Below are 18,785 nucleotides of genomic sequence, written 5' to 3' on the forward strand. Positions count from 1 at the left end.
CGCGGCCCGGCGAATGACCCAGGTTACCGGCGCCCGCACCCCCGGGATCAAATCCGCCGGAGCGGGGACGGCCGGATCGGGGCAATGCGGGCGGCCCCCCGGAGCGGCCAACGGGACGAGTGGGACAGAGGCGGCCGGGGCGGACATACGGGCGCGCCACCCGGGAGCGGGGGCGGGCCACACCGGCGGCCTCCCCCGAGTGGCGCATCCCGAGTGGCGATGAAAGGTTTTTTTGACAATCGTTTCCACCTTTGTTGAAAATGAGTGTCATGAACATACGTCGTGGCCGGAATCGTTCGATCCGCATAGTTCTCACCGCCTCCGCCGCCGCCCTCTCGCTGGGCGTCCTGTCGGCGTGCGGCGGTGCCGACTCCGGCGGGAGCGCGGACGGCAAGCTCGCCGTGACCGCCTCGTTCTACCCGCTGGAGTTCCTCGCCGAGCAGATCGGCGGGGACCACGTCGACGTCACCACCCTGACCGGCCCCGGCGTGGAACCCCACGACCTGGACATCACCCCCCGCCAGACCGGCCAGATGAGCGAGACCGACGTCCTGCTCTACCTGCGCGGCCTCCAGCCCGCCGTCGACAAGGCGGTCGACCAGGCCGGCGTGAGGAACACCGTCGACGCCGGTGAACTCACCACGCTGGAGGTGCACAGCTCCTCCAGCGGCGACGGCCACGACCACGCCGAGGAGGAGGGCGACGGCCACGATCACGGCGACTCCGGCCGCGACCCGCACGTCTGGCTCGACCCGGTCAGGTACGCGCAGATCGCCGAGGGCGTCGGCGCGGCCCTCCAGAAGGCCGACCCGGACCACGCCGCCGACTACCGGAAGAACACCGAGGCGCTCACCGGCAAGCTGAAGAAGCTCGACCAGGACTTCCGCGAGGGCCTGCGGAACACCGGCTCCAAGACCTTCATCACCACCCACTCCGCCTTCGGCTACCTCGCCGAGCGGTACGGGCTGGACCAGGAGAGCATTGCCGGTGTCGACCCGGAGTCCGAGCCCAGCCCGGCGCGGATGAGGGAACTCCAGAAGATCGCCGCCGAGGAGAACGTGACGACCGTCTTCTTCGAGGCCCTGGCCAGCGACCGCACCGCCACGATCCTCGCCGAGGACACCGGGCTGCGCACCGGCGTGCTGGACCCGCTGGAGGGCATCACGAAGCAGTCGAAGGGCGACGACTACCTGGAGGTCATGCGGTCCAACCTGGCCGCCCTCCAGAAGGCGCTCGGCGCCAAGTGACCGTCCCCGCCCCCCGAGGGCCCCGAGAAAGCACGGTGGACCCGGTGAACGCAGGAGCCTCCCCGACCCCCCGCCCCCAGGCCGGCGACGCGGACACCGCGGACGCGGTCGTCTCCCTGGCCGACGCGGTCGCCACGCTCGACGCCCGCCCCGTCCTGCGCGGCATCGACCTCACGGTGCGGCGCGGCGAGGTCGTCGCCCTGCTCGGCGCCAACGGCTCCGGCAAGTCGACCGCCGTCCGCGCCACCATCGGCCAGGTCCCGCTCACCCGTGGCGAGGTCCGCCTCTTCGGCACCCCCCTGCGCCGCTTCCGCGCCTGGTCGCGCGTCGGCTACGTCCCACAGCGCACCACCGCCGCCGGCGGCGTGCCCGCCACCGTCCGCGAGGTCGTCTCCTCCGGCCGCCTCTCGCGGACCCGGCTGGGCCCGCTGCGCAAGGCCGACCGCGACGCCGTCCACCGCGCCCTGGAGGCGGTGGGCCTGGCCGACCGCGCCCAGGACTCCGTCAACGCCCTCTCCGGCGGCCAGCACCAGCGGGTGCTGATCGCCCGCGCGCTGGCCGGCGAACCGGAGCTGCTGATCATGGACGAGCCGATGGCCGGGGTGGACCTGGCCAGCCAGGAGGTGCTCGCCGAGACGCTGCGCGCACAGGTCGCCCAGGGCGCCACGGTCCTGCTCGTCCTGCACGAGCTGGGCCCGCTGGAGCCGCTCATCGACCGCGCCGTCGTCCTGCGCGACGGCTGCGTGGCCCACGACGGGCCGCCGCCGAAGGCCGTCGGCCAGCACGCGCTGCCCGGCCACGACCACGTACACCCGCACGCGGCGCCCGAGAACGCCGATCCGATCCGGACGGGACTGTTCGACTGATGGACCTCTTCGACTACGCCTTCATGCAGCGCGCGCTGCTCGCCGCGGTCCTGGTCGGCCTCACCGCGCCGGCCATCGGCACCTACCTGGTCCAGCGCCGCCAGGCGATCATGGGCGACGGCATCGGACACGTGGCGATGACCGGTGTGGCGCTCGGCTTCCTGCTCAACGCCAGCCCGGTCTGGATGGCCACCGCGGTCGCCGTGCTCGGCTCCATCGGCATGGAGCTGATCCGCTCCCGGGGCCGGACCAGCGGCGACGTGGCGCTGGCCCTCCTCTTCTACGGCGGCATGGCCGGCGGTGTCATGATCATCAACCTGGCGCCGGGCGGCTCCACCGCCAACCTCAACACCTACCTCTTCGGCTCCATCACCACCGTCTCGCCCGAGGACCTGACGGCGGTGGTCGTCCTGGCCGTGCTGGTCCTCGCCGTCACCCTGGGCCTGCGCCGCCAGCTCTTCGCGGTCTGCCAGGACGAGGAGTTCGCCCGGGTCACCGGCCTGCCGGTGCGCCTGCTCAACCTGGTGATCGCGGTGACCGCCGCCGTCACCGTCACCGTCGCGATGCGCATCGTCGGCCTGCTGCTGGTCAGCGCCATGATGGTGATCCCGGTCGCCGCCGCCCAGCGCCTGGCCAAGGGCTTCGGCGCGACGCTGGCCGGCGCCATGGTCATCGGCGTCGTCGTCTCGCTGGCCGGCACCGTCACGACGTACTACGTGGACGCCCCCTCGGGCGCGGCCATCGTCCTGCTGGCCATCGTGGTCTTCCTGCTCCTGAGCCTGGCCGCCACGCCCCTCGCCCGCCGCCGCGCACGCGGAACGGCGGGTTCCCCCGAGGACGTGGCATCCTGCACCCTGGACGAGGGGGTTGCCGGCACCACGGCTTCCCCGACCAACCGCGAGTAGGCCAGACGTCCAGGCCGGGGCTTCGCACCCCGTTGGCGAGCGAAGCCCCGAATAGTGGGAAGGACCCGTGCAGTGACGACCGCAGGACCCCCCGTGAAGGGCCGGTCCACCCGGCAGCGTGCGGCCGTGGCCGCCGCCCTCGCCCGGGTGGACGAGTTCCGCAGCGCCCAGGACCTGCATGACATCCTCAAGCACCAGGGCGCCTCGGTCGGGCTGACGACGGTCTACCGGACGCTCCAGTCGCTGGCGGACGCCGGCGAGGTGGACGTCCTGCGCACCCATGAGGGCGAGGCGGTGTACCGGCGCTGCTCGACCGGTGACCACCATCACCACCTGGTCTGCCGGGTGTGCGGCAAGGCGGTCGAGGTCGAGGGCCCGGCGGTGGAGAAGTGGGCGGACTCCGTCGCGGCCTCGCACGGCTTCGTGGACGTCGACCACACGGTCGAGATCTTCGGCACCTGCGCCGAGTGCAGCGCGAGCGCGGGGACGTCCGAGAAGTAGCACCGCCGAAGGAAGCCCAGGAGGCCCCTGGGGCGCGTAGCAGGTCCGTACGCGCCCCAGGGGCCTCTTCCCGTGCGGGCGGGGTGCCCTCAGCCCTGCTGGGGCGGTACCGCGGGCTGCGGGGTCTCCACGGCGCCGCCGAAGCGGCGGTCGCGCTGGGCGTACTCCAGGCAGGCGCGCCACAGGTCACGGCGGTCGAAGTCGGGCCACAGCACGTCCTGGAAGACCATCTCGGCGTAGGCGCTCTGCCAGAGCAGGTAGTTGGAGGTGCGCTGCTCGCCACTGGGGCGGACGAAGAGGTCGACGTCGGGCATGTCGGGGTAGTACAGGTACTTCTGGAGGGTCTTCTCGCCGACCTTGGACGGGGCGAGGCGGCCGGCGGCGACGTCCTCGGCCATGCGCTGGGCGGCGTCGGCGATCTCGGCGCGGCCACCGTAGTTGACGCAGAAGTACAGCGTCATGGCGTCGTTGTCCTTGGTCTGCTCCTGGGCGACCTGGAGCTCCTGGACGACCGACTTCCACAGCTTGGGCATCCGGCCGACCCAGCGGATACGGATGCCGAGGGCGTCCATCTCGTCGCGGCGGCGGCGGATGACGTCGCGGTTGAAGTTCATCAGGAAGCGGACCTCGTCCGGGGAGCGCTTCCAGTTCTCGGTGGAGAAGGCGTACAGGGAGAGGTTCTTGACGCCCATCTCCAGGCATCCCTTGAGGACGTCCATGACGACGCCCTCGCCCACCTTGTGTCCCTCGGTGCGGGGCAGGCCGCGTTCCTTGGCCCAGCGGCCGTTGCCGTCCATGACGACGGCGACGTGGCCGGGGACCAGCTCGCCGGGGATCGTCGGCGGGCGGGCGCCCGAGGGGTGCGGCTCGGGGGTCTGGTAGTCGCGCCGGTTGCGGCCGAGGATTCCGCGTCGTGCCATGAGGTGTTCGTCTCCCAGTTCTCAAAGATCTCAGGTGCTCGGTGGCGGGCCCGGCGCTCGCCCCCGCCCGCGCCGTGCCGCTACCTGCCCACGTACCGCAGCGAGCGCAGTCCGCGTTCCAGGTGCCAGTGGAGGTAGGCGGAGACGAGGGAGCTGCCCTCCCGCACGTGCCGCCCCTCGCACGCGTCCGCCGACGCCCAGTCGCCGCTGAGCAGCGCGCTGAGCAGGCCGACGGCCTCCGCAGAGGGTACGACGCTGCCGGGCACCCGGCACTCCCCGCAGACGCTGCCGCCGGCGGCGACGGAGAAGAAACGGTTCGGGCCGGGCATGCCGCAGCGCGCGCAGTCGCCGAGGCTCGGCGCGTATCCGTTGACGGCCAGCGAGCGCAGCAGGAAGGCGTCGAGGACCAGCCGGGGGGCGTGCTCGCCGCGGGCGAGGGTGCGCAGTCCGCCGACGAGTAGAAGGTACTGCTGGACGGCGGGCTGGCCCTCGTGGTCGGTGAACCGCTCGGCGGTCTCCAGCATGGCGGTGCCGGCGGTGTAGCGGTCGTAGTCGGTGACGATGCCGGAGCCGTACGCGGCGATGGTCTCGGTCTGGGTGCAGAGCGGCAGGCCGCGGCCGATCAGCTCGCTGCCGCGGGCGAAGTACTGCACGTCGACGTGGGAGAAGGGCTCCAGGCGGGCGCCGAACTTCGACTTGGTGCGCCGCACCCCGCGGGCGACGGCGCGGACCCGGCCGTAGCGGCGGGTGAGGAAGGTGATGATCCGGTCCGCCTCGCCCAGCTTCTGGGTGCGCAGCACGATGCCGTCGTCGCGGAACAGGCTCATGGGCTCCATTGTCCCGTACGGCCGGGACCGGGCGGGCGCGCGGGGTCTCAGGAGGGGGTGCGGGCGGCGGTGAGGAGGTCGGCGACCTCGTCGCGGGGCAGGGTGAGGGCGGCGCCGACGGTGGTGAGGACGTCGCGTTCGGCCGGGGTGTAGGGGCCGTCGGCCAGGGCGATGCCGGCGGCGCGCAGCAGCAGCGAGGCGCGGCCGAGTTCGGCGAGGTGCGGGGCGAGCGGGTCGAGCGCCTCGTGCAGCTCGGCGGCGAGGGGCGCCTCGGCGCCGCCGTCGCCGGCCTGCCGCCCGGTGTCGGCGGCGAGCGTGTCGGCGACGGCGGTGAGCCGCTCGGCGGTGCAGTCCTCGTACCCGGCGTCGCGCACGGCCTCCACGGCGGCGGCCAGCGCGGTGCGCGAGCCGGTGCCGCCGGCGGCGAGGACCGCGAGCGCGACGGTGTGCACGGCGTCACGCAGCAGGGCCGAGAAGCGGGTCGTGGTGGGGCGGGCGAGCGCGTCGGTCGGGAAGTGGCCCTCGCAGGAGGCGCACTCGACGACGGGCCCGGCCTCACCGCGGGGCAGCACGGGCAGGCCGAGCAGGGTGAGCCTGCGGCGGCCGGTGCGGCGCTGGTAGTTGCGGTCGCCGCCGCAGGCGGGGCAGTGGAACTCCCCGTCGGCGACGGTGGTCCAGTGGGTGCGGACTCCGCAGACGCGCGGGCGCCGGTTCTTCGCGGCCCGTCCTGGTCGGCTCCTGGGCAGCACGTCGCACCTCCGTCGCGTCTGGCGCACCGTCGCGCCGTGCCCCGCGCGGTGACCTGGCCGTAACCCGACGCCCCACCGCGTACGGGACGGGCGGGCCGTCAGGGGCGCGGTGGGGCGCGGAGGGTCAGCGGGCGGCGCGGTTGACCGCGGAGACCACGGCCTTCATGGAGGCGCGGGTGGTGTTGGCGTCGATGCCGATGCCCCAGAGCACCTTGTCGTCGATGGCGCACTCGATGTAGGAGGCGGCGACGGCGTTGGCGCCCTCGCTCATGGTGTGCTCCTGGTAGTCGAGCAGGCGTACGTCGATGCCGATGGTGTGCAGGGCGTCGAAGAAGGCCGAGATCGGGCCGTTGCCGGCGCCGTTGAGGACGGTCTCCTCGCCGTCCACGACGGCCTCGGCGGTCAGCCGGTCGACGCCTTCGACGTCGGTGGTGGTCTGGCCGGCCCGGATCTGGATGCGGCCCCAGGGGTTCTCGGGGTTGGGCAGGTACTCGTCCTGGAAGGCGGACCAGATCGCGGCCGGGGTGACCTCGCCGCCGTCGGCGTCGGTCTTGGCCTGGATCAGCCGGGAGAACTCGATCTGCATGCGGCGCGGCAGGTCGAGGTGGTGGTCGTTCTTCAGGACGTAGGCGATGCCGCCCTTGCCGGACTGCGAGTTGACCCGGATGACGGCCTCGTAGGAGCGGCCGACGTCCTTGGGGTCGATGGGCAGGTAGGGGACGGCCCACTCGATGTCGTCGAGGGTCTTGCCCTGGGCGGCCGCGTCGGCCTCCATGGCGTCGAAGCCCTTCTTGATGGCGTCCTGGTGGGAGCCGGAGAAGGCGGTGTAGACGAGGTCGCCCACGTAGGGGTGGCGCGGGTGGACCTCCATCTGGTTGCAGTACTCGGCGGTCCGGCGGACCTCGTCGATCTGCGAGAAGTCGATCATCGGGTCGACGCCCTGGGAGAAGAGGTTCATGCCCAGCGTGACCAGGTCGACGTTGCCGGTCCGCTCGCCCTGGCCGAACAGGCAGCCCTCCACGCGGTCGGCGCCGGCCATCACGGCCATCTCGGCGGCGGCGACGGCGGTGCCGCGGTCGTTGTGCGGGTGGGTGGAGAGGCAGACGAACTCGCGGCGGGAGAGGTTCCGCGACATCCACTCGAAGCGGTCGGCGTGGGTGGAGGGGGTGGAGCGCTCCACGGTGGCGGGCAGGTTGAGGATGATCTCGCGGCCCTCCTCGGGCTGCCAGACGTCCATCACCGCCTCGCAGACCTCCAGCGCGAAGTCCAGCTCGGTGTCGGTGAAGATCTCCGGGCTGTACTGGTAGCCGAAGGCGGTCCGCGCGTCCAGCAGCTTCTCGGCGTACTCCATGACCAGCCGGGTGCCGTCGACGGCGATCTGCTTGACGTCGTCGCGGGAGCCGCGGAAGACGACCCGGCGGAAGGTGGGCGCGGTGGCGTTGTACAGGTGGACGGTGGCCCGGTGGGCGCCCTTCAGGGACTGGACGGTGCGCTCGATCAGGTCCTCGCGGGCCTGGGTCAGGACGGAGATGGTCACGTCCTCGGGGATGGCGTCCTCTTCGATGATGGAGCGGACGAAGGCGTGGTCCGTCTCGCCGGAGGAGGGGAAGCCGACCTCGATCTCCTTGTAGCCCATCCGCACCAGCAGGTCGAACATCTCGCGCTTGCGGGCGGGCGACATGGGGTCGATCAGGGCCTGGTTGCCGTCCCGCAGGTCGGTGGAGAGCCAGCGGGGGGCCTTGGTGACGCGCCGCTCGGGCCAGGTGCGGTCGGCCAGGTCGACGGCGTCGTAGCCGCGGTACCGGCCGGTCGGCATGCCGGAGGGACGCTGGGTGACGCTGTCCCGGGTGAGGGGGGTCCGACGGCTCACCGGCTGGTCGGCGGTGGCGGTACGGGATGCGTCGGCGGGATTCGACATGGTGCGCGGGGCTCCTCAGTGTCCACTGAAAACGGCCGACGGGCGGCGGATTCACCGCAACACCGAACTCCGCGGGGAGGGGGTCGACCTCGACTACAGGCCCTCGCCGCGGCAGCTAAGGAGAAGCAGCCCGTAACGCATGATGCTCCGCAGCCTAACCGAGGCGTTCCCTGTTGCGCTGACGCGTATCAGTATGCGGGACCGGAGTGCCGTAACGCCCCAGAGGTGACGAGTCCCTCTATTTCGCTAATCTCCCGCACGGAGCGTTTCGTTCCGGTCACACAGAGCAAGCCAGTCTCATGACCGACAAGCAGCGCCCCACGCGCACCCCCACCGCCCGCACCGCCGCCGACTCCGCCCTGCCCCGCCCTGCCCCGCACCCCGTGTTCTGCACGATCATCCCGCCGCACGTGCTGGACCACCTCAGCCACCTGGACGACCCGGTCCTCTCCGTCCCCGCCCGCCGCACCCTGGAGCGGGACGCCCGCGAGCGCACCCGCCGCCTCACCGCCGTCGCGGCGACCCGCGCCGCCGTCCCGGCCGTGCCGCGCCGCGCGGAGGGCGCGGCGGCCACGGCCCAGCGCACCATCTACGACGCGGAGAACCGCGAGCAACTGCCCGGCGTCAAGGTCCGCGCCGAGGGCTCCGACCCCGGCGGCGACGCCACCGTCAACCGGGCCTACGCCGGGCTCGGCGCCACCTTCGAGCTCTTCCTCAAGAGCTTCGGCCGCGACTCCATCGACGGCCGCGGCCTGCCGCTCAACGCCACGGTCCACTACGGCAAGGAGTACGCCAACGCCTTCTGGGACGGCGAGCAGATGGTCTTCGGCGACGGCGACGGCGAGGTCTTCCTCGACTTCACCCTCCCCGTCGACGTCATCGGCCACGAACTGGCCCACGGCGTCACCCAGTACACGGCCAACCTCGTCTACCGCGGCCAGCCCGGCGCGCTCAACGAATCGGTCTCCGACGTCTTCGGCTCCCTCCTCAAGCAGTACACGCTGGGGCAGAACGCCGAGGACGCCGACTGGCTGATCGGCGCCGACGTGCTGGGCCCGCGCGTCGAGGGCAAGGCCCTGCGCTCCATGAAGGAGCCCGGCACGGCCTACGACGACGACGTCCTCGGCAAGGACCCCCAGCCCGGCTCCATGGCCGACTACGTCGAGACCGACCAGGACAACGGCGGCGTCCACATCAACTCCGGCATCCCCAACCGCGCCTTCTACCTGGTCGCCACCGCCCTGCGCGGCAAGGCGTGGGAGCGCGCCGGCCAGATCTGGTACGACGTGCTGACCGGTGGCGAGCTGAGCGCGCAGGCCGACTTCGCCGCCTTCGCGGCCCTCACCGCCAAGGCGGCCGAGGAGCGGTTCGGCCGGGGCGCGGAGCGCGAGGCGGTCCTGAAGGCGTGGTCCGAGGTCGGGGTGGGAGCGGGCTCCTGACCGCCGGGCCGCCGGGGCACCGGTGCCGGGCGGGGCTCGGGGGTAGGGACTTGGGCATGCGCATCGAAGTACGACGGACCGGCGGCTTCTCCGGCATCGAGCGGCGGGCCGGGGTGGACACCACCTCGCTCCCCGACGCCGAGGTCTGGGAGGAGCTGGCCGCCCGCGCCCTGGCAACCGCCGCCCCCGCCCCGGCCACCGGCGTCCCCGACGGCTTCGCCTACCAGCTGACCGTCGACGGCCGCTCGGCCCACTTCACCGACCCGCACCTGACCCCCGCCCAGCGGGAGCTGGTCTCCCGGGTGCTGAAGGAGGGAGCCTAGGCGCCACCGCCCGGGGTGGGGTGGGGCGGGTCCTCGCACCGGCCCACCCGCCCCGGCGCCCAGCCGCCGCCGGGCTGGGCGAACCGGCGCAGGACCAGGTCCGGGAAGCGGGCCCCGACGTCCTCGGGGAAAAGGGGTGCCCTTGTCCCCGGGGGCGGGGGTCCGGCGAAACCGGACGTGGCGGCTGCCGCCCATGAAGACCTTCACGGAGGTCCGGTCCCCGGGTCCACGAGATCCGCAGCACGGCCCGGCGCCGTCCCCGGTGTCGACCACCGCCGACCGGAGCGGACTTCGCCGCGCGGCTGGGCGCACTTGGGCGGACGGCCGGTCCCTGCCGAGTCCCTGGCCTTCAAAGACCACCTGGTCGCGGATGGTCGCGACCCGCCAGGCCGTACCTCCGCCGCCCTCGCCGCCCGGTGCGTGGTCGGCGTCGCACGGGTGCGGGTAGTGGTCGACGCCCTCCAGGCGGGAGGGAGCATTGCGGGTCGCTCTTCCGGCCGTCGGGGGCCGACCCGTCCGCTCGGCGCACCCGGCCCGGGGTCGCGGCCGGGCACCGGCCCCGCCGCGCCCTCGCCGGGGCCGCGGGCCCCGGCGAGGGCGCGGGTCAGGGTGGAGCCGGAGACGGCGCTCCGGGACGGGGAGAGCTTGGCGCGGCCCTTCGTACCTCGCGCCTCAGCTGCCCGGTGGGGCCCGCAGCCCCGGGCCCGCCTACGGCGTCAGAAGCCCAGGCGGCGGAGCTGCTTGGGGTCGCGCTGCCAGTCCTTGGCGACCTTGACGTGCAGGTCGAGGAAGACCGGGGTGCCGAGCAGCGCCTCGATGTGCTTGCGGGACTTGACGCCGACCTCCTTCAGCCGCTTGCCCTTGGGGCCGATGATGATCCCCTTCTGGCTGGGCCGCTCGATGAAGACGTTGGCGTGGATGTCGAGCAGCGGCTTGTCGGCCGGGCGGTCCTCGCGCGGCAGCATCTCCTCGACCACCACCGCGATGGAGTGCGGCAGCTCGTCGCGGACGCCCTCCAGGGCGGCCTCGCGGATCAGCTCGGCCACCATGACCTGCTCGGGCTCGTCGGTGAGGTCGCCCTCGGGGTAGAGCGCGGGGCCTTCCGGCATCAGCGGGGCCAGCAGGTCGGTCAGCAGCGCGACCTGGTCGCCCTTGACGGCGGAGACCGGGATGATCTCGGCCCACTCGAAGCCCAGCTCGGTCGCGAGCTGGTCGACGGCGATCAGCTGCTCGGCGAGCTGCTTGCCGTCGACCAGGTCGGTCTTGGTGACGACGGCGACCTTCGGGGTCTTCTTGATCCCCGCGATCTCCTTGGCGATGAAGCGGTCGCCGGGGCCGAGCTTCTGGTCGGCGGGCAGGCAGAAGCCGATGACGTCGACCTCGGCCCAGGTGGTGCGGACCACGTCGTTGAGCCGCTCGCCGAGAAGGGTGCGCGGCTTGTGGAGGCCGGGGGTGTCGACCAGGATCAGCTGCGCATCGGGCCGGTGGACGATGCCGCGCACGGTGTGGCGGGTCGTCTGCGGCCGGTTGGAGGTGATCGCGACCTTCTGCCCGACGAGTGCGTTCGTCAGGGTGGACTTGCCCGCGTTCGGACGGCCGACGAAGCACGCGAAGCCCGCGCGGTGCGCGGGGGTGACGGAGGAGGAGGGGGCGCTCATGCGCCCATTGTCCCCGATGCGTGGGGGTCCGTGGACCCCGGCTCTGGGGAGGGGGGGTTTGGCTGGGTGTGCCTGCCTGCGCCCGGGTGGCCTCAAGCACCGGCCGGGCTGTCATGGTCGTGCTGTCCGGTTCGACCGTGCCGGTTCAGGATGGCCTCAAGCGCCGGCCGGGCTGAGTGGGTGACCGTGCCGGTTCAAGGTGGCCTCAAGCGCCGGCCGGGCTGAGTTGGGGGCGTTCTGTGGGGCCGGCTGGGTTGTGGGGGCGGACCGGTGTGTGGGGTGGGGTGGGCGGTGGTGTCAGTCTGTGGTGAGGGTTTCGCGGAGGGTGCCGTCGGGGGCGGCGAGGAGGATGGGGGTGCGGGGGCCGCCCAGGTCGGTGACGGCGGACCTGTCCTCCGGGGGGAGGCGGTCGGCCGTGGTGACCACCGCGGCGGCTTCCAGGGACTGGGCTCCGGAGGCCACGGCCATGGCTACGGCGGTGCGCACGGCGCTGAGCTGGAGGGAGTCGAGGGAGACGGTGCCGGCGACGTAGGTGCGGCCGGTCTCGTCACGGACGGCGGCGCCCTCCGGTACCCCGTTGCGGGCCCGGGCGGAGCGGGCCAGGGTCACGATCTTGCGGTCCTCGGGGGGCAGCTCGGTGCTCTCGGTCATGGCCCCGAGCATAAGAGGCGGACCCGCGTCAGAGGCGTCAGGGGCGGTCGAGGCGGAGACGGACCGCGCGGGGCAGCCCCGCCACCACCAGGTCGTACGAGTCCTCGATCAGCTCGTGGACCTGGCGGGGCGGGAGCGGGGCGACGGTGACCGTGTTCCAGTGGCGCTTGTTGAGGTGCCAGCCGGGGACGATCTCGGGGTGGGCGGTGCGCAGGCGCACCGCCTCGTCCGGGTCGCACTTGAGGGAGATCTTGAGCGGGTCGGCGCCGAGGTCGGTGAGGGCGAAGACCTTCCCCTCGACCTTGAAGACGGAAGTCTCCGGGTTGAAGGGGAACTCCTCGACGGCCCCGTTGAAGGAGAGGCAGAAGGCCCGCAGGCGTTCGCGTGCGTCCTGCGTCCCGCTCATACTCCCGGCCCCGTTCCCGCTCGCGTTCACCAGTCGGTCTCCCGGTCTTCCTCGGCGGCGACGGCCTCCGCCGTCTCGTACTGGTCGAGCGGCTCGACGAGGACCGTCGCGACCTTGTTCCGGCGGCCCGCCGAGTCCTCCGCGGTGAGCCGCAGGCCGCGCCCGTCGGGCAGCGGCACGACGGCGCCGGCCCCGGCGATCGGGACCCGGCCCAGCGCCTTGGCGAGCAGACCGCCGACGGTCTCCACGTCCTCGTCGTCGTAGGACTCCAGGCCGTAGAGCTGGCCGAGGTCGCCGATGTCGAGCCGGGCGGTGACGCGGCAGCGGCCCTCCCCCAGCTCCTCGACGGGCGGCAGCTCCCGGTCGTACTCGTCGGTGATCTCGCCGACGATCTCCTCCAGGATGTCCTCGATGGTGACGATCCCGGCGGTGCCGCCGTACTCGTCGATGACGACGGCGACGTGGTTGCGCTGTTGCTGCATCTCGCGCAGGAGGTCCCCGGCGTTCTTGGTGTCGGGGACGAAGACGGCCGGGCGCATCGCGGAGGAGACCAGGTCGGATTCGGCGTCGCGGCTGATGTGGGTCTTGCGGGCGAGGTCCTTGAGGTAGACGATGCCGACGACGTCGTCCTCGTTCTCCCCGGTCACCGGTATCCGCGAGAAGCCGGAGCGCAGGGCGAGGGTGAGAGCCTGACGGATCGTCTTGTACCGCTCGATCGAGACCAGGTCGGTGCGGGGCACCATCACCTCGCGCACCAGGGTGTCGCCCAGTTCGAAGACGGAGTGCACCATGCGGCGCTCCTCGTCCTCGATGAGCTGCTCCTTCTCGGCGAGGTCGACCAGCGCCCGCAGCTCCGCCTCGCTGGCGAACGGGCCCTGTCGGAACCCCTTGCCGGGGGTGAGGGCGTTGCCGAGCAGGATCAGGAGCTTGGGGATCGGGCCCATGACCCGGGCGAGCGGCATCAGGACGTACGCGGCGGCCGTGGCCGTGTTCAGCGGGTGCTGGCGGCCGATGGTGCGCGGCGAGACGCCGACCGCGACGTAGCTGACCAGGACCATCACCGCGATGGCGACGGCCAGCGCCTCCCAGGTGACGCTGATCCGCTCGACGCAGACGTACGTCACCAGGGCGGCGGCGGCCATCTCGCAGGCGACCCGGACCAGCAGCGCGACGTTGAGGTAGCGCGTGGGGTCCGCGGCGACCTGGGCCAGCTTGGCGCTGCCGCGCCGTCCGGCGCGGACGGCGCCCTCGGCCCGGAAGCTGGAGACGCGGGCGAGCCCGGCCTCGGCGCAGGCGGCCAGCCAGGCGATGACGACCAGCAGGACGGCGCCGGTGAGCAGGCCGCCGATCATGAGACGGTCGGGGCCGGAGAGGGGCCGGTGAGCCCGTTCTCCTCACGCCAGCCGTCCACGATGGCCTGCTGGAGGCCGAACATCTCGGCTTTCTCGCCCGGCTCCTCGTGGTCGTAGCCGAGCAGGTGGAGGACGCCGTGGACGGTGAGGAGCTGGAGTTCCTCGTCCATGGAGTGCTGGGTCGGCGCGTCCTGCCCCTGCTGCCGGGCGACGTCGGGGCAGAGCACGATGTCGCCGAGCAGGCCCTGCGGGGGCTCCTCGTCGTCCTTGCCCGGCGGACGCAGCTCGTCCATCGGGAAGGACATGACGTCGGTGGGCCCCGGCAGGTCCATCCACTGGATGTGCAGCTGCTCCATCGCCTCGGGGTCGACGACGATCACCGACAGTTCCGAGAGCGGGTGGATGCGCATCCTCGCCAGCGCGTACCGGGCGATGTCGAGGATCGCGCGCTCGTCGACCTCGGTTCCTGACTCGTTGTTGACGTCGATCGACATGGTGGTGCTGTACTCCTGCTGGGCGTGCCCGACGGCGCGGACGGCGGAGGCCGCCTCAGCGGCCGTCTCGGGTGTCGTACTTCTCGTACGCCTCGACGATACGGCCGACCAGCTTGTGCCGGACGACGTCCTGGGAGGTGAGGCGGGAGAAATGGACGTCGTCCACGCCTTCCAGGATGTCCTGGACCTGGCGCAGACCGCTCTTGGTACCGGTCGGCAGGTCCACCTGGGTGACGTCACCGGTGATGACGATCTTCGAGTCGAACCCCAGCCGGGTGAGGAACATCTTCATCTGTTCCGGGTTGGTGTTCTGCGCCTCGTCGAGAATGATGAACGCGTCGTTCAGCGTCCGTCCGCGCATGTACGCCAGCGGGGCGACCTCGATGGTTCCGGCCGCCATGAGGCGGGGGATGGAGTCGGGGTCGAGCATGTCGTGCAGGGCGTCGTAGAGGGGGCGCAGGTAGGGGTCGATCTTCTCGTACAGCGTGCCGGGCAGGAAGCCCAGCCGCTCCCCCGCCTCGACGGCCGGCCGGGTCAGGATGATCCGGTTGACCTGCTTCGACTGGAGCGCCTGTACGGCCTTGGCCATCGCCAGGTAGGTCTTGCCGGTACCGGCCGGGCCGATGCCGAAGACCACCGTGTGCTTGTCGATCGCGTCGACGTACCGCTTCTGGTTGAGCGTCTTCGGGCGGATGGTGCGGCCACGTGAGGAGAGGATGTTCTGGGTCAGTACCTCGGCCGGGGTCTCCTCGGAGCCCGTACCCTCCTCGCTCGCCCTCAGCATGGCGATCGAGCGTTCCACTGCGTCCTCCGTCATCGGCTGACCGGTGCGGAGCACCAGCATCATCTCGTCGAACAGCCGCTGGACCAGGGCGACCTCCGCCGGGTCGCCGGTCGCGCTGATCTCATTGCCCCGGACGTGGATGTCGGCCGCCGGGAATGCCTTCTCGATCACGCGCAGCAGCGCGTCCTCGGAACCCAGCACGGTCACCATCGGGTGCTTCGCCGGAACGGTGAACTGGGCGCGTGCCTGCCCCCGCGCGGGGCTCGGTCCTGTCGGTGTCTGCGTCATGGGCCGGCCTGTCAGCCTGCTCATCCTCCTCGCTCGGGGAAGCCGCCCTCCGACGGCCCGCCTACGCCTCCAGCGTACGTCCCCGCCCCATCCCACCCGAAGACCTTTTCGACATGCCGCCGGCGCCCGCCGGGCCACGGCGCCCCTCGCGGCGCCGGACTCCGGGAGCAGGTCGGCCGCTCGGGGCTCGTGGAGCCGCCGGTTCCGTGGTCGTGGGACGGGCACTTTCGCGTGAATTTCTGGAGTGATTTTCCAGAAGGTGCTTCCCCTGGCGGTACCCGCTGGCCAGACTGCCCCCGGACCGCAAGGGAGCGCCACGGGGGAGACGAAGTGGGCGAGTTGGACCTGACCGGCAGCGGGGCCAAGCCGCTGGGACCGGACGACCCGGCGTGGATCGGCGGGATTCCGCTCGCGGGGCGGCTCGGCACCGGCGGGATGGGGCGGGTGTTCCTCGGTGTCCACGAGGGACGGTACGTCGCCGTCAAGCAGGTGCTGCCGTCGATCGCGGGCGAGGACCAGGACTTCGTCCGCCGGTTCGGGCACGAGCTGGACAACCTCTCCCGGCTGCCCGCCGAGGCCACCGCCCCGCTGATCGCCAGCGACCGTGACGCGCGGCCCCCGTGGCTCGCCACCGCCTACGTACCCGGACTCACCCTGAGCGACGCCGTCCGGCTGCACCGGGGCCCGCTGCCCGCCCAGGCGGTGTGGCTGCTGCTGCGTGAGGCGGCCAGGGGGCTGGTCCCGGTGCACGACCTCGGCATGGTGCACCGGGACCTCAAGCCGTCCAACGTCATGCTGACGGTGGAGGGTGCGACGGTCATCGACTTCGGCGTGGCCCGGGCCACCGAGCAGAGCCAGCTGACCAGAAGCGGCATGGTGGTCGGCACCCCGGCGTACATGGCCCCCGAACAGGCCACGACGAGGCGCGACCTGACCGGCGCCGTCGACGTGTTCGCGCTGGGGTCGGTCCTCGCGTACGCGGCCTGCGGCACCCCGCCCTTCGGCGAGGAGTCCGGCCCGGCCGTGCTGTACCGCATCGTGCACGAGGAGCCCGACCTGGAGGCGGTACGGGAGCTGGACCCCGCCCTCGCCGACCTCGTCGCCGCCTGTCTCGCCAAGGACCCCGAGGCCCGTCCCACCGCCGCCGAGCTGGTCCGGCGCGCCACGGAGCACGGGCCGTTCACGGCTCCCCTGTGGCCTGCGTCCTTCCGGGCCGACCTCGCGCAGAAGGCCGCCTTCGCGGCGGACGTCCAGGAGATCGATCCTCCGCCGCCCGTCTCCGTGGAGACCCTCGATCTGCGCGGAAAGCCGCGCCCGAAGCCCGCCGGCGAGCGCCGGCGCCGGAACCGCGTGTTCCTCGCCGTCGTCCCCGTCGTCGTCGCGGGCGGAGCGACGCTCGCCGTCCAGTTGCTGCCCCACACCTTCGGCGCGGACTCCCCCGCGACCGCCGCCCCCTCCGTCACCGCCTCGGCCCCGGCCGTACCCACGGGCTCGCCGGGCGCGACCCCGACCGGCTCGGCCTCGCCGTCGAAGTCACCGAAGGGCAGGACGAAGGACGAGGACAGGGACAAGGGCGAGGACGGGGACAAGGGCGAGGACGGGGACGAGGGCGCCGGGAAGGGCGGCACATCGGGGGACACGGACACGGCCCCCGCCCCGGGCGACGGGAGCAAGGGGGACGGGTCCGGCGGGTCCGGCGGGTCCGGCTCTTCCGGCGGCGGTGGTGGGGCCGGCCCCACCGAGGACTCCGACGAAGGGGCCACGACGCCCTCCGGCGCTCACCGCTACCGCAACGGCGAGAACGGCAAGTGCCTCGCCGCCCCGTTCAACGGCCCTCCCAGCACCGGTGACTGCGACGGTTCCGGCGCGGTCTGGTCCTTCCGGCCGCTCTCCGACGGGTCCTTCGAGATCGTCCACGACTCGGGAAGATCCTGCCTCTCCTCCGGCGCCGGGGGCATCCTGCTCCTCTCCTGCAACCAGGACGAGAGCCGCCGCTGGCGCACCGGCTCGGGCGGCACCCTCGTCAGCGTCGGAACCGGCGGCTGCCTCGGTACGGGATACGGCAACCGCGTCGCGACGGGCCAGTGTTCAGGAGCGGCGTCCCAGCGCTGGACAGCCCTCTGACCCACGGCCGCGACCAGCCCGGCCGGCGTTCGAGGACCTCTCCGCCCCGCACGGCCAAAGGGCGCCCGCCCAGCGAACAGCCCGACCCCGCGCACGGCTTCACCCGGCCGGGCGGCGCGCCGTCAGGCGGAGTTCCCGAAGCCGATGGTCGGCACCGCCCGCCGCAGCGGCCAGGCCGTGGTCGGGACCTCGGGGACCAGGTCCTCCAGGAAGGCGTACCGTCTGAGCGCCTGCGGGTCGTGGCCGTGGGCGGAGCGCGCCGAGGTGTGGGTGTAGGCGCGCACCCGCCGCCACCAGGCGGCCACCTCCGTCCACCCCGGCGCGGAGAGGGAGCCGCCGAACTCCTGCACCGAGAGCGCCGCCGTCAGCCCCGCGAAGGCGAGCCGGTCGGCCAGTGGCCACCCGGCCAGGGTCCCGGTGACGAACCCGGCGACGAAGACGTCCCCCGCGCCGGTCGGGTCGAGCGCGTCGACCGCGATGGCGGGCACGTCGGCGGTCTCCCCGGTCCGCCCGTCGACGGCGTACGCCCCCTTCGAGCCGAGGGTGACCACGGCCAGCGGCACCCGGTCGGCCAGTGCGCGCGCCGCCGCCCGGGGGCAGTCGGTGCGGGTGTAGCGCATCGCTTCGGCGGCGTTGGGCAGGAACGCCTCGCAGTGCTCCAGGTCGGGCAGGGCGTCCAGGTCCCAGGCGCCGGTCTCGTCCCAGCCGACGTCGCCGAAGACGCGCGTGCCGGCGCGGGCCGCCTCGGCGATCCAGGGGGCGCGCACGCCGGGCGCGAGGGCGGCGACGGCGGCGCGGGCGCGCGGCGGGTGGGCGGGGGCGGGGGCCAGGTCGACGGGGGCCTCGTGGCCGTGCGAGACCATGGTGCGCTCGTCCTCGTAGGCCATCGAGACCGTCACCGGGGAGTGCCAGCCGCCGACGCGGCGGGAGCCGGTGAGGTCGATGGACTCGCCGCTCTCCAGCGCGTCCCGGCAGTACTCGCCGTAGTGGTCGTCGCCGAAGGCCGCCGCCAGTGAGGTGCGCAGGCCCAGGCGGGCGAGGGCGGTGGCCATGTTGGCGACGCCGCCGGGGCTGGAGCCCATGCCGCGCGCCCAGGACTCGGTGCCGCGCACCGGGGCCGAGTCGAGCCCGGTGAAGATGATGTCGAGGAAGACCGTGCCCGTCAGATAGACGTCCACCGGTGGGTCACCGGGGCGGCGCAGCCCCGCCAGTGGGTCCACGCCGGCGGTGTGGTGCGGCGTGCGGTCTCCTTCGGCCAGGCTCACGGCGGACTCCCTGAGTGGTGCGGATCTGGACAGTCTGCCCGACCGCGTACCGGTTCCATGCGGTACGT

General features: G+C 72.9%; 18 protein-coding genes. 7 read left to right on the top strand and 11 right to left on the bottom strand.

Features of this window, described 5'->3' with window-relative positions; all coding sequences use genetic code 11:
* The first annotated feature begins 269 nt into the window (after positions 1-269).
* The 4 genes from ACSLIC_RS06775 (at position 270) to ACSLIC_RS06790 (ending at position 3,519) form a co-directional block, all read left to right on the top strand.
* Positions 270-1,247 carry a metal ABC transporter substrate-binding protein gene (locus ACSLIC_RS06775; protein WP_436736771.1) on the top strand — a complete coding sequence of 326 codons (978 nt, stop codon included), beginning with the start codon at positions 270-272 and terminating at the stop codon, positions 1,245-1,247.
* A 44-nt stretch (positions 1,248-1,291) separates the two neighbouring features.
* Entirely contained in the window at positions 1,292-2,113 is an 822-nt protein-coding gene (locus tag ACSLIC_RS06780) for a metal ABC transporter ATP-binding protein (protein WP_436736772.1), read from the top strand.
* Positions 2,113-3,018, top strand: a complete 906-nt coding sequence (locus ACSLIC_RS06785) for a metal ABC transporter permease (RefSeq protein WP_436736773.1) — start codon at positions 2,113-2,115, stop codon at positions 3,016-3,018. Before ACSLIC_RS06780 ends, ACSLIC_RS06785 begins: the two co-directional genes overlap by 1 nt.
* Positions 3,019-3,090: 72 nt before the next feature.
* The gene (locus ACSLIC_RS06790; protein ID WP_436736774.1) at positions 3,091-3,519 is read left to right on the top strand and encodes a Fur family transcriptional regulator; all 429 of its coding nucleotides are present in this window, start codon (positions 3,091-3,093) and stop codon (positions 3,517-3,519) included.
* Positions 3,520-3,608: 89 nt separating this feature from the next.
* Here the strand turns inward: ACSLIC_RS06790 and ACSLIC_RS06795 are convergent, their stop codons facing one another.
* The 4 genes from ACSLIC_RS06795 to leuA all read right to left on the bottom strand — a co-directional run bounded on the left by ACSLIC_RS06795 (position 3,609) and on the right by leuA (position 7,933).
* The gene (locus ACSLIC_RS06795; protein WP_436736775.1) at positions 3,609-4,439 is read right to left on the bottom strand and encodes an isoprenyl transferase; all 831 of its coding nucleotides are present in this window, start codon (positions 4,437-4,439) and stop codon (positions 3,609-3,611) included.
* Between the two features lie 80 nt (positions 4,440-4,519).
* On the bottom strand, positions 4,520-5,266 hold the full coding sequence (gene recO / locus ACSLIC_RS06800; protein WP_436736776.1) for a DNA repair protein RecO: 747 nt from the start codon (positions 5,264-5,266) through the stop codon (positions 4,520-4,522).
* A 47-nt stretch (positions 5,267-5,313) separates the two neighbouring features.
* A complete protein-coding gene (locus ACSLIC_RS06805) occupies positions 5,314-6,015 on the bottom strand; it encodes a TerB family tellurite resistance protein (protein WP_436736777.1) in 702 nt (233 codons plus the stop codon).
* A 124-nt stretch (positions 6,016-6,139) separates the two neighbouring features.
* On the bottom strand, positions 6,140-7,933 hold the full coding sequence (gene leuA, locus ACSLIC_RS06810) for a 2-isopropylmalate synthase (protein ID WP_436736778.1): 1,794 nt from the start codon (positions 7,931-7,933) through the stop codon (positions 6,140-6,142).
* Positions 7,934-8,232: 299 nt separating this feature from the next.
* On the opposite strand from leuA, the gene ACSLIC_RS06815 reads away from it, so the two are divergent.
* Together ACSLIC_RS06815 and ACSLIC_RS06820 are read left to right on the top strand one after the other, a co-directional pair.
* Positions 8,233-9,372 carry a M4 family metallopeptidase gene (locus ACSLIC_RS06815; RefSeq protein WP_436736779.1) on the top strand — a complete coding sequence of 380 codons (1,140 nt, stop codon included), beginning with the start codon at positions 8,233-8,235 and terminating at the stop codon, positions 9,370-9,372.
* Between the two features lie 56 nt (positions 9,373-9,428).
* Positions 9,429-9,695, top strand: coding sequence for a protealysin inhibitor emfourin (locus ACSLIC_RS06820; protein WP_436736780.1), 267 nt, complete (start codon positions 9,429-9,431; stop codon positions 9,693-9,695).
* Between the two features lie 716 nt (positions 9,696-10,411).
* Here ACSLIC_RS06820 and era read toward each other — a convergent pair.
* The 6 genes from era to ACSLIC_RS06850 all read right to left on the bottom strand — a co-directional run bounded on the left by era (position 10,412) and on the right by ACSLIC_RS06850 (position 15,328).
* Complete coding sequence (gene era / locus ACSLIC_RS06825; protein ID WP_436736781.1) at positions 10,412-11,353, bottom strand: GTPase Era; 942 nt, start codon at positions 11,351-11,353, stop codon at positions 10,412-10,414.
* A 297-nt stretch (positions 11,354-11,650) separates the two neighbouring features.
* The gene (locus tag ACSLIC_RS06830; protein ID WP_436736782.1) at positions 11,651-12,004 is read right to left on the bottom strand and encodes a cytidine deaminase; all 354 of its coding nucleotides are present in this window, start codon (positions 12,002-12,004) and stop codon (positions 11,651-11,653) included.
* A 37-nt stretch (positions 12,005-12,041) separates the two neighbouring features.
* Positions 12,042-12,410 (bottom strand): MmcQ/YjbR family DNA-binding protein, encoded by a 369-nt coding sequence (locus tag ACSLIC_RS06835; protein WP_436736783.1) that lies wholly within the window; start codon positions 12,408-12,410, stop codon positions 12,042-12,044.
* A 26-nt stretch (positions 12,411-12,436) separates the two neighbouring features.
* A complete protein-coding gene (locus ACSLIC_RS06840) occupies positions 12,437-13,762 on the bottom strand; it encodes a hemolysin family protein (RefSeq protein ID WP_436736784.1) in 1,326 nt (441 codons plus the stop codon).
* The gene (gene ybeY / locus ACSLIC_RS06845; RefSeq protein ID WP_436736785.1) at positions 13,759-14,256 is read right to left on the bottom strand and encodes an rRNA maturation RNase YbeY; all 498 of its coding nucleotides are present in this window, start codon (positions 14,254-14,256) and stop codon (positions 13,759-13,761) included. The genes ACSLIC_RS06840 and ybeY overlap by 4 nt, the downstream gene beginning before the upstream one ends.
* Before the next feature lie 55 nt (positions 14,257-14,311).
* Complete coding sequence (locus ACSLIC_RS06850) at positions 14,312-15,328, bottom strand: PhoH family protein (RefSeq protein WP_436736786.1); 1,017 nt, start codon at positions 15,326-15,328, stop codon at positions 14,312-14,314.
* A 330-nt stretch (positions 15,329-15,658) separates the two neighbouring features.
* Between ACSLIC_RS06850 and ACSLIC_RS06855 the strand changes: the two genes are divergently transcribed.
* Complete coding sequence (locus tag ACSLIC_RS06855; protein WP_436736787.1) at positions 15,659-17,452, top strand: serine/threonine-protein kinase; 1,794 nt, start codon at positions 15,659-15,661, stop codon at positions 17,450-17,452.
* 122 nt (positions 17,453-17,574) lie between these two features.
* Here the strand turns inward: ACSLIC_RS06855 and ACSLIC_RS06860 are convergent, their stop codons facing one another.
* Entirely contained in the window at positions 17,575-18,717 is a 1,143-nt protein-coding gene (locus tag ACSLIC_RS06860; protein WP_436736788.1) for a PfkB family carbohydrate kinase, read from the bottom strand.
* Between the last annotated feature and the right edge of the window lie 68 nt (positions 18,718-18,785).

The sequence above is a fragment of the Streptomyces sp. BBFR102 genome (genome assembly GCF_051397025.1).
Taxonomy (GTDB): domain Bacteria; phylum Actinomycetota; class Actinomycetes; order Streptomycetales; family Streptomycetaceae; genus Streptomyces.